Raw genomic sequence first — 2346 nt, 5'->3', positions numbered from 1 at the left:
CGACGCCCAGCTCGGCGAGCAGGTCGAGGGCCCGGGCGCGCAGCCGCCGCTCGTCGCGGTCGCTGCGGGGCAGGCCGAACAGCGCGGCGGCGAAGCCGGCCCGGGCGTCGTGGCTGGCACCGGCCACCACGTTCTCCAGCACGGTCAGGCCGGGGAACAGGCCGACGCCCTGGAGGGTGCGGGCGATGCCGAGGCCGGTGAGCCGGTGCGGGCGGGGCCGGAACGGTCGGCCGTCCAGGGTGAGCGCACCCGCGCTGGGGCGCACGAAGCCGCAGACCACGTTGAACAGGGTCGTCTTGCCGGCGCCGTTGGGGCCGATCACGCCGACCACCCGGCCGGGCGGCACCCGCAGCGAGACGTCGTCCAACGCGACCAGGCCCCCGAAGTGGACGCCGACGTGGTGCAGCGCCAGACCGGAACCGTCGGTGGGGGTGGCCGGTGGGCTCATCGTCACCTCGTCGGGTCGACGGCGCGCGGACGATCTATTTACATCGGGAGTGTACTTTTCTCCGGACGTACGTCAATGCCCCGGCAACCGGTCCCGGGCCCGGGCGAGGAACGCCCGCTCCGCGGCGTTGGCGGTGCCGGCGATCGCCGCCTCGTACGCGGCCCGCGCCTGCCCCGGCCGGCCCGACCGTCGCAACAGGTCGGCGCGCACGACGTGCCACACGTGGTAGCCGGCCAGGTCCAGTCGGTCCACCTCGGCCAGCGCGGCCGCGGGCCCGCGTACCTCGGCCAGCGCGACCGCCCGGTTCAGCGCCACCACCGGGCCGGGTGCGCACGCCGCGAGCTGGTCGTAGAGGGCGAGGATCTGGGTCCAGTCGGTGTCGGCGGCGGTGGCCGCGTCGGCGTGCACCGCGTTGACCGCGGCCTGGATCTGGTAGGGACCGGGCCGGCCCCGGCGCAGGCAGCGCCGCACCAGGTCCTGCCCCTCGTCCACCGACGCCCGGTCCCACCGGTCGCGGTCCTGCTCGGGCAGCGGCACCGGCACGCCGTCCGGACCGGTCCGGGCGGCCCGACGCGCCTCGACCAGCAGCATCAGCGCGAGCAGTCCGAGCGCCTCCGGCTCGTCCGGCATCAGCGCGACCAGCAACCGGCCCAGCCGGATGGCCTCGGCGCCCAGCTCGGCGCGGCCGAGCCGCTCCCCGGCGCTGGCGGTGTGCCCCTCGTTGAAGATCAGGTAGACCACGGCGAGCACCCCGCGCAGCCGGTCGGGCAGGTCGGCGTCGCGGGGCACCCGGTACGGGATCCCGGCGTCGCGGATCTTGGCCTTGGCCCGGACCAGGCGCTGGGCCATGGTCGGCTCCGGCACCAGGAACGCCCGGGCGATCTCGGCGGTGCTCAGGCCGCCGAGCAGGCGCAGCGTCAACGCCACCCGCGCGGGGGCGCCGAGCGCGGGGTGGCAGCAGGTGAAGATCAGGCGCAGCCGGTCGTCGGCCACGGGTCCCTCCGGTGCGGGCGGGTCGGCGGCGTACAGCAGGGCGGCCTCGGCGTGCCGGGCGTGGCGGGTGGACTCGCGCCGCAGCCGGTCGATCGCCCGGTTCCGGGCGGTGGTGACGATCCAGCCGGCCGGGCTGGGCGGCGGCCCGTCCACGGCCCACCGCCGCACCGCGACCGTGAACGCCTCCTGGACCGCCTCCTCGGCGAGGTCGATGTCGCCGAGGAGGCGGACCAGGACGGCGACCGCGCGGCCGTACTCCGCCCGGAAGACGCGCTCGACCTCGGTCATCCCTCGCCCTGGAACGGGCGCACCTCGATCGGCAGCGTGGTGGCGCGGGCGTAGCGGCGACCCCAGTCGAGCGCGGCGTCCAGGTCGGGCGCCCGGATGATCGTGACCCCGCCCAGGTACTCCTTGCCCTCGGTGAACGGCCCGTCGGTGATCAGCACCTCGTCGCCGTCCGGGCGCAGCACGGTGGCCGTCTCCGGTGCGTGCAGCCCGTCGCCGAACACCCAGCACCCGGCCTCCCGCAGGTCCCGGCCGACGGCCTCGACCTCGCGCATCACCCCGGCCAGGAACTCCGGGTCCGGCCGGACCGCGCCGGCCGGCTGGTACATGCTGATCAGGTACTGCCTCATCGGCTCCTCCTCGTCCCGGGCGGCCCGGCGCCGCCCCCCACCCTTCACACGAACGGCGGACGCCGGTTTCGACACGCCGGGCGCGGGAGAATCCGGCCGGGATCCGGGTATGCCGAGTCGTGCGCGGCGGCCGGGTGATCGTGGTGGGGGCGGGCTTCTCCGGCCTGGCCTGCGCGCTCACCGAAGGCGGTGTAGCCGGCCGCGAACATTCCCCCGGCCACGGCCAGCAGGTCACCGCCGAAGGCCCGGCCGGAGGCGGCGAAGTCGGCG

3 protein-coding genes and 1 pseudogene are annotated in these 2346 nt (G+C 76.3%); all 4 read right to left on the bottom strand.

Going from position 1 to position 2346, the window contains the following annotated elements:
* A partial coding sequence (locus HUW36_RS31135; protein ID WP_174531351.1) for an ATP-binding cassette domain-containing protein occupies positions 1 to 448 on the bottom strand: 448 nt, incomplete at its 3' end.
* A gap of 72 nt (positions 449 to 520) precedes the next feature.
* Positions 521 to 1729: an RNA polymerase sigma factor gene (locus HUW36_RS31130; protein WP_174531350.1), complete on the bottom strand. Its 1209-nt coding sequence runs from the start codon at positions 1727 to 1729 to the stop codon at positions 521 to 523.
* Entirely contained in the window at positions 1726 to 2076 is a 351-nt protein-coding gene (locus tag HUW36_RS31125) for a YciI family protein (RefSeq protein ID WP_174531349.1), read from the bottom strand. Before HUW36_RS31125 ends, HUW36_RS31130 begins: the two co-directional genes overlap by 4 nt.
* Positions 2077 to 2120: 44 nt before the next feature.
* Positions 2121 to 2346, bottom strand: a pseudogene (locus tag HUW36_RS35385) (hypothetical protein); the annotation flags it as partial.

It is taken from the genome of Micromonospora maritima, assembly GCF_902825405.1.
Taxonomy (GTDB): Bacteria; Actinomycetota; Actinomycetes; order Mycobacteriales; family Micromonosporaceae; genus Micromonospora; species Micromonospora maritima.
Note: the sequence above shows the minus strand (reverse complement) of the source record. Positions and strands in the feature narration are given on the sequence as shown.

Bases quoted from the DNA above. Each gene is read 5' to 3' on its own strand.
- HUW36_RS31130 (WP_174531350.1), bottom strand. From the start codon at position 1,729: ATGACCGAGGTCGAGCGCGTCTTCCGGGCGGAGTACGGCCGCGCGGTC.
- HUW36_RS31125 (WP_174531349.1), bottom strand. From the start codon at position 2,076: ATGAGGCAGTACCTGATCAGCATGTACCAGCCGGCCGGCGCGGTCCGG.